Genomic DNA, 7,613 nt, shown 5'->3' with positions numbered 1-7,613 from the left:
TTGTCTGAGGCAGAATACACTGCAATTGATCATGTGCGATGGAAAAATCGCAGCCTGACAGTAAATGGCAAAGATAACTGAGAATGAGAAACAAAAAAGAGGATGTATCTTTTGACACACCCTCCTTCCTTAATATTTTAGTGTATAAGGTTTATTCCTTATTCCTGTGCTGCATTGTCGTTGAAAGTAACAACGCGGTTGAATTCAACCTGTTTGAACAACTTGTCAGTAGCACCCATACCCTTAGTAGTCAGACGGCTAGAAGAGATGCGATATTTCTTAACAAGAGCTTTCTTAACAGCCTCTGCACGAAGCTCAGAAAGTTTCTGGTTGAATGCAGCGCTACCTTCAGGAGAAGCATAACCCTTGATTTCAACATTAGCAGCCTTGTTGTGCTTCATGTATTGAGAAATCAACTCAATAGGAGCATACTGAGCAGGGTCGATAACACTCTTGCCTTGACGGAAGAGAACTGTCGGTTGCAGGTTAGTTGCAGTAGCTGGTTTCTCATACTTTGGACGAGCGTTAAGAGCGTTCTGCAAGTCTTCAATTTGCTTATCCTTAGCAGACAACTGAGCATCCTTGTCGTTCAGACTGTTGCGGAGGTTGTTGATCTGAGAGTTCAGACCATCGATCTCAGACTGGTCGCGAAGTTGTGCGATAGCGAAGTTGTGAGTACCGTTGGAATTCTTGAACTTGTAGATTACACCAGCGTTCAACTGTACGAAAGAACGGTTGACATTGTAAGCTGTCCCATCATAACCATCGCCATTCAAAGCGTAGGTAATAGAAGGTTCAACATAGATCTGCCAAGCTTTCTCCTCACCGAGGTTAAACTGGAAGTCAAGTCCTACCTTAGAACTCAAATTATCGATATGAGAATTGATTCCGTGATCAGCTACGAAATTGAAGTCGTTAGACTTGTTTGCAGCTCTGGTATAAACCTGAGCATTGCCGAAGGAATGACCCCAGCCAAGACCATATACAGCACCAACCTCGAAGAAGCGAGGAGCACCCTTATAACCACCAAACCAATTGCTGAAGTTGATAGTTCCCAGTAAACTTGTATTCAGGAAACGAACACCAGTCTTTGATGATGCATAAGGCTTATTAGAAAAATAAGCATTGCTCTCAACTGCAAGTCCGAATACTGGAGTGAAGTAACGACCAACGCGAAGTCCAGCGTTAGGGTTCAGACCTCCCATCCAGTTGTGACCGGTTGTCTTGGTTGTAACACCGCCATTGATACCAACGTACCAGTTGTCGAAAGTTTTGCTTTCTGCAACAGTCTGAGCTGAAGCAGAAACTGCCATAGTTGCAGCAGCTAACAATAAAACTAACTTTTTCATGTCTCTCTAAAATTTATTAATCATTTTTAAAAAATTATTTTCTTTCACTTTCGTGTATATTACGACCCTTATTCAGAGTTTCAAGTGCAAAGTAATAAAAAAAATGTTTAACTTCCAAATTTTTTTGATAATATTTTAGATTTTGCTGCATTAAACCCAAAAACTCCGTGTTTCTTACCTTTTTAGACCTATAAACGGACAATATTCGGAATTATTTTGTAATTTTGGAATCAAATGAAGAAAGTCATTTTAATCACAGGAGGACAGCGTTCTGGAAAGAGCGCATACGCTGAAAAACTGGCACTCAAACTCTCGTCTCACCCTGTCTATATGGCCACTGCCCACATCTGGGACGAAGAGTTCCGCGAAAGGGTCAGGTTGCATCAGGCGAGACGGGGACCGGAATGGACGACGATCGAAGAAGAAAAATATCTCTCCCGACATACCGTCGCTCATCGAGTCGTCGTCATCGACTGTCTGACACTGTGGTGTACGAATTTCTTTTTTGATCGTGAAAAAAACACAGATGCACAACCTTCTGTTGAACAATGTCTCAAGGAGGTGACTTCAGAATTCGATCAACTGACCCGTCAAGAGGCTGTATTTATCTTTGTTACGAATGAAATAGGAAGCGGGGGGACCAGCAGCAATCCCGTGCAGCGGAAATTTACAGATTTCCTGGGTTGGTTCAATCAGTATGTCGCCTCCAAAGCGGATGAAGTCGTTTTAATGGTCTCCGGCATTCCTGTGACCATAAAGGAAGGCGTGAAGAAATGATAGGAATGCTCCATAAAGACACCAAAAGACATGCACACCTTTTATATTAAGCAGCCGGATGGGAGTTTGCGTCCGGCACTTCAGGACAAGATAGACAATCTGAACAAACCCAAAGGTTCTATGGGACTGCTCGAGGACCTTGCCTTGCAAATCGGACTGATACAGCACACGCTGAGTCCAAGTCTCAATAATCCTTGTCACCTGTTGTTAGGAGGTGACCACGGCATCGTGGCTGAGGGGGTGAGCGCTACCCCAAAAGAGGTGGCCTGGCAACAGATGCTCAATTTCACCCATGGCGGAGGCGGTGTCAACTTATTCTGCAGGCAACATCATTTTCATCTGAGAATCGTGGATATGGGAGTTGACCACGACCTGTCCTCTGTCCCCGGAATCCTCAACGACAAAATAGATTACGGTACAAAGAATTTCCTCTACGGCCCTGCTATGACGGAAAGGCAATTCGATGATGCTATAGAGAAAGGTATACAACTCGTCAATGCCTGCTATTCCGAAGGCTGCAATGTGATCAGCCTTGGAGAGATGGGAGTAGGAAATACATCAGCCTCTTCGATCTGGATGTCATTGTTCTGCAACCTCCCTCTTGCCGAATGTGTCGGTTCCGGTTCAGGGCTGGATTCAGAACAAGTAAAACATAAATATAAGGTATTGCAACAGGCAGTTGACCGGTATCTCAACCATTACGATGAGCGTGGAAGAGAGAGGACAATCTCCATATTACGCTATTTCGGCGGTTTCGAAATGATCGGAGCTATAGGAGCCATGCTGAGAGCTGCCGAGTTGCACATGATCATCCTGATAGACGGGTTTATCATGACCGCCTGTCTGTTAGGTGCCAATCAGTTGGAGCCGGCCATACGCCCCTACGCCATATTCGGACACTGTGGCGACGAAGAAGGACATCGGAAAATGCTCGATTTCCTGCACGCCCGCCCCATCCTGTCCTTAGGTCTCCGATTAGGCGAAGGCACCGGAGCTTTATGTGCCTACCCCATCGTCGATTCAGCCGTACGCATGCTCAATGAGATGAACACTTTCCAAAAGGGGCATATCACAAAATATTTCTCCTGATCGACCTCGTATCGCATCAGGTCACCGAAGCCCTGACACGACCACCGGTATCAAAACAACTGATAAGAATTTAGAAAGACAACATTTATGAAAGTATCAATAGACAGCAACATCAAATGGACTGACCGCATCTGGGCAGCATTCATCTTTTTCACCCGTTTGCCTTTCTGGAGAGTTCATCAGCCTCCAAAAGCAGCTTATGAAACAGTCGTCGAACACTGGCCGTTGACAGGTTGGCTGACAGGTGCAGTCATGGGAGGCGTCCTCATCGGATGCAGCCACTTTCTGCCACTTATCATCAGTGTCCTCATCGCCATCATCGCCCGGATATTGATCACCGGTGCGCTTCACGAAGACGGATTGACAGATCTGATTGACGGTTTTGGAGGAGGCACGGGCAAACAGCGGATCCTCGAAATCATGAAAGATTCCAAGATCGGCACTTACGGCGTACTGGGGATCGTGTTCTATGAACTGCTCTTTTTCTTCCTGTTGCTCCAAACTGCCAGCACCAGAGGGACGCTCTATACCTTCCTCTTTATCATTGCGGCAGATGCCTTCTCCAAGATGATTGCCGGGCAGATTATCCAGATGCTCCCCTATGTCCGAACAGCCGAACAAGCCAAGAACCAGGTGGTCTATCGTAAATTTTCCGTCCGTGCAGGCATCAGCCTTTTTATACAAGGTGCGCTCCCAATGGTGGTTTTCCTCTATTATATCCATTTTGCAGGATGGGAATTATTCATATTCATTCCCTGTCTGGTCATGTATTTCCTCTACCGACTCTTCTATAAGAAGATCGGCGGGTATACCGGAGACTGCTGCGGAGCATTATTTCTGTTGGTCGAACTCAGTTTGTATCTTACCTGCAATTTATTATAACGCAAATGTCATGAAGGTTATTTTGATAAGACATACCCGTGTAGGAGTCCCTCCAGGCACATGCTATGGGTGGACAGACGTGCCGGTGGCAGAAACCTTTCCACAAGAGGCTGAAGCGACGGCTAAAAAACTGGAAGAAATCATCACCCAGGATGGTGTCAGGCATCCTCTTGATGCCGTATACGTTTCACCTTTATCACGTGCCAGAAAACTGGCGGCCTTCTGCGGCTATGCATCCAAAGGGTTTCCTGCACATCCGGGAAGAGAACTGGGACAGGCTCACGTTGATGAAAGACTCAAGGAGATGAATATGGGAAAATGGGAGATGCAACGGTATGATGACATTCCCAAAAATGACCCCTTCATCCTCGAATGGTATAAAGACTATATGCATCTCGCCTGCACCGGAGGAGAAAGTTTTCCACAACTCTACAACCGCATCAGCTCTTTTCTGGACGAATTGAGAGAAAAGCCCTATCGGCAAGTTGCCCTGTTCGCCCACGGTGGCGTCCTGATCTGCGCAGGCATCTACGGCAAATTGTTCACTCCTGAAGAGGCTTTTGAGCATGAAACAGATTATGGCGGGATAGAAACGATCGAGATCTAAACAACCGGAAAACACTTCAGTGTCCCACAATCATCCCCGTCATTTCCATTCCAACACATTTACAGAATAAGGCGCGAGGACTACCGCCTGCCCCTGAACTAGGGGCAAGGAAGCATTGCCCGCCTGCCCTTCTACACCACTGACACGGATAAGACGGTCAGCAGGTTGTCCCTGAAGCATCATCCCTTCTTTTCCGGCATTCAAAGTGATGCCCTTGACAGTCAAGGCGACAACTTTCGGAGACGCATTGACCAATTTGAGATACCCCTTCCCCGACTTTGAAGATTTCACGACACTTGCCGCAATTCTAGAGGCAACGGAAGGAACTGTTTCAAGGTGAGAAGAGATATACTGGTCACCTGAATAATTGGAGAACAGATATTGCACCCAATAACTAGGCGTCAGTTCTATGGAACTGTTATCGAAATAAATCAGATCAGGATTCCAATTAGCATGTCCTTTTCTACACAACAGTGGAGCGTAAGAAGCCATCCTGACGACATCCGCATTGCGTTCCAGGCTACAAAGGTAGACTGCTTCCGCCAAAGCGTTCTCTACCGTCCGATCCTGAGAAGCATATTCTCCCAAATAAACCTTTGGAGCCTTCCTGTCATAATGATCGTAATAATCCTGATGATGGAGGAACCAACCCGGACGCTCATAATAATGCTCGTCCACGGCATCGATACAGTCGGAATGCGCCTTGGCCAAGCGCCATCCCTCTTCATAATCAGAAGAAGGATAATGGAAGGGACCGACAGTTCCGATGACTTTGATATCCGGATATTTCTTTTTTACAGCCTGGCAGATCATGAGGTACCGCTTTTCAAAAACAGTAGAGATCTGGTCCTCATTCCCTACACCGATCATTTTGAGATGGAAAGGCGCAGGATGACCAGCATCGGCACGCATCTTTGCCCACTTAGAAGTTGAAGGGTCTCCATTCGCCCATTCGATCAAGTCAAGGATGTCCTGGACATACTGAGGCATATCTTTCATCGGAATCCCCCCTTGCTGTCCTGCGAGTCCATTGGCATCAGGAAGAGAATTCTGGCAAGGTACACCGGCAGCGACTACAGGTAGCGGTTCTGCCCCAATATCTTCACAAAACTGGAAATATTCGTAAAAACCTAATCCGCGTGTCTGATGATAATTCCAAATGTTTGGTGCCGGCACACGATCCTGCCAAGGACCTATTGTTTCCTTCCATCTATATATATTGGAGACACCCTGGCCATGGTCCATGCATCCCCCCGGAAACCTCACAAACTTAGGATGAAGTTCTGCGATGGTTTCAGCAAGGTCCTTCCGCATGCCATGCCCTTTATAAGTATCATGAGGAAAGAGGGAAATCATATCTACGCCCACCATTCCTTCTTTCTTGACTACAAGTTGCAGACGGCAATTTTTCACGCTACTGTCTTCAGGCATTTTCTTTTTAGGTGCCGTATTCAAAGTCAAGGCATAACGTTTCCATCCGAGGCCATTCAACTTGATTTTGTTTTCAGCCATCACAGTACCATCATCGGCAATCAACATGACAGCAATCTGATTTTTCTCCCCTGCAAGTTGATTGGCATAGAAAGAAAAATTATACAGACCACTCTTCACCGGTATCCCATCCCATCCGGTATTGCTCAAGACCTCATTTTGTGTCAAGACCAAATGATGCGGATTATTCTTGCTCAAAGGCTGGTCCGTGACAAGATGCAACGGCTCTCCCTGCAACTCATCTTTCTTGATCAGCTGATAGAGTTTCCATGCAGGTTTGGCAGACCAAGAGTTTTTCGGGTCTCCCGGATCTTCAAAGTCTCTGTTCCTGACCAATTCAGCATACAAACCTCCGTCAGCTGCCGAATTGATATCCTCGAAGAAAGCCCCGACCAACTGATCGCTGACAGGTAACACATTTTGAGGATCGACGCTGAGAGTCGACCTCAATGTATCTTCTGCTGAAGCGAACCGCTGCTGATCATCCTTCATCCGCTCACTGCAGAGCGTACGGTCTTCAGCCAACGTCCTGAACCAGTTCTGCATATAGTCCAATTGCATGACCGGGACATCGAAAGTATTTCCATGCCATACCTTTCCGGCAATCAGAGCAGTGTCTTGTTGCCAAAGCACCTCGTCAGCCTCTGCCTCCAGCGTATCTTCATCAAAAGTCCGGAAGTCTTCCGAAGCATGCACATACCGTTTTCCTTTACCCGTTTTCAGGTAAACATCCCAACTGCCGTCATCCATCTGATAAGCCACAGGCGATGTTATGCCATGTTCTTTCACAATAGGGTAATCTTGAGGTCGCCACGAAAGCAGATCTTCAGAATATGCCGCAGCGAAAGCAGGAGCGAGCGGATCGAGAGTCCACAGAGCACGCCACGTCCCATCCTTGGCCTTGGTCACGAAAGGCGTATACATCTTCTTGCCAGCCCCCCAGGGACCATAATCGCAGGAGAGGATCTGCCCCAGTTCTTTCCAGTTCTGGCGGCTATCCAGATAAGCGGCATGAAGTCCTGATTTCGGGTCAGGAGAATAAAGGAATATCTGACAAGTCGTATCACGGCCTTGTATCGTATAGAAAGCCTGAGATTGTGCCTTACAGGAAAAAGGCAACAGGATAAACGTCAATGTAAACGCAAGAAACAGTTTATTTTTCATATTTGTCAGATTAATTTCTATGGCTAGCATCACACTTTCAAGGTACCACGATCACCCTCTTATCAAAAAAAAGAGGCTGGAGGCATCACTGCGTCCAGCCCCAAACAAATTAGAGAGTTATAAAAAATTATGATTATCCTCAACTGAGTGATTTTCTTCAATCATAGGTTCTGTGCTGAAACGCCGGTCTATAGGACACAGCTGCAACAACTAGCCTGTCAAAAAGTCTGTCGCCAAATGATCTTCGGTTGAAC

Annotated in this window: 6 protein-coding genes; 4 read left to right on the top strand and 2 right to left on the bottom strand. The window is 46.4% G+C overall.

Going from position 1 to position 7,613, the window contains the following annotated elements:
* Nucleotides 1–158: 158 nt before the first annotated feature.
* A complete protein-coding gene (locus NG821_RS12020) occupies nucleotides 159–1,349 on the bottom strand; it encodes an OmpA family protein (protein ID WP_252761900.1) in 1,191 nt (396 codons plus the stop codon).
* A gap of 234 nt (nucleotides 1,350–1,583) precedes the next feature.
* Here NG821_RS12020 and cobU point away from each other — a divergent pair, with 234 nt between their 5' ends.
* The 4 genes from cobU to cobC all read left to right on the top strand — a co-directional run bounded on the left by cobU (nucleotide 1,584) and on the right by cobC (nucleotide 4,704).
* Complete coding sequence (gene cobU, locus NG821_RS12015) at nucleotides 1,584–2,126, top strand: bifunctional adenosylcobinamide kinase/adenosylcobinamide-phosphate guanylyltransferase (RefSeq protein ID WP_252761899.1); 543 nt, start codon at nucleotides 1,584–1,586, stop codon at nucleotides 2,124–2,126.
* Nucleotides 2,127–2,156: 30 nt separating this feature from the next.
* Nucleotides 2,157–3,215, top strand: a complete 1,059-nt coding sequence (gene cobT, locus NG821_RS12010; RefSeq protein WP_252761898.1) for a nicotinate-nucleotide--dimethylbenzimidazole phosphoribosyltransferase — start codon at nucleotides 2,157–2,159, stop codon at nucleotides 3,213–3,215.
* A gap of 87 nt (nucleotides 3,216–3,302) precedes the next feature.
* Nucleotides 3,303–4,097, top strand: coding sequence for an adenosylcobinamide-GDP ribazoletransferase (locus tag NG821_RS12005; RefSeq protein WP_252761897.1), 795 nt, complete (start codon nucleotides 3,303–3,305; stop codon nucleotides 4,095–4,097).
* A 10-nt stretch (nucleotides 4,098–4,107) separates the two neighbouring features.
* Complete coding sequence (cobC, locus tag NG821_RS12000; protein WP_252761896.1) at nucleotides 4,108–4,704, top strand: alpha-ribazole phosphatase family protein; 597 nt, start codon at nucleotides 4,108–4,110, stop codon at nucleotides 4,702–4,704.
* 39 nt (nucleotides 4,705–4,743) lie between these two features.
* On the opposite strand, the gene NG821_RS11995 is transcribed toward cobC, so the two are convergent.
* Nucleotides 4,744–7,359: an alpha-L-arabinofuranosidase C-terminal domain-containing protein gene (locus tag NG821_RS11995; RefSeq protein ID WP_252761895.1), complete on the bottom strand. Its 2,616-nt coding sequence runs from the start codon at nucleotides 7,357–7,359 to the stop codon at nucleotides 4,744–4,746.
* Nucleotides 7,360–7,613 lie beyond the last annotated feature (254 nt).

Source organism: Segatella cerevisiae (assembly GCF_024054555.1).
Classification (GTDB): domain Bacteria; phylum Bacteroidota; class Bacteroidia; order Bacteroidales; family Bacteroidaceae; genus Prevotella; species Prevotella cerevisiae.
Note: the sequence above shows the minus strand (reverse complement) of the source record. Positions and strands in the feature narration are given on the sequence as shown.

Coding starts and splice junctions, on each gene's coding strand:
- NG821_RS12020 (WP_252761900.1), bottom strand. CDS start 1,349: ATGAAAAAGTTAGTTTTATTGTTAGCTGCTGCAACTATGGCAGTTTCT.
- cobU (WP_252761899.1), top strand. CDS start 1,584: ATGAAGAAAGTCATTTTAATCACAGGAGGACAGCGTTCTGGAAAGAGC.
- cobT (WP_252761898.1), top strand. CDS start 2,157: ATGCACACCTTTTATATTAAGCAGCCGGATGGGAGTTTGCGTCCGGCA.
- NG821_RS12005 (WP_252761897.1), top strand. CDS start 3,303: ATGAAAGTATCAATAGACAGCAACATCAAATGGACTGACCGCATCTGG.
- cobC (WP_252761896.1), top strand. CDS start 4,108: ATGAAGGTTATTTTGATAAGACATACCCGTGTAGGAGTCCCTCCAGGC.
- NG821_RS11995 (WP_252761895.1), bottom strand. CDS start 7,359: ATGAAAAATAAACTGTTTCTTGCGTTTACATTGACGTTTATCCTGTTG.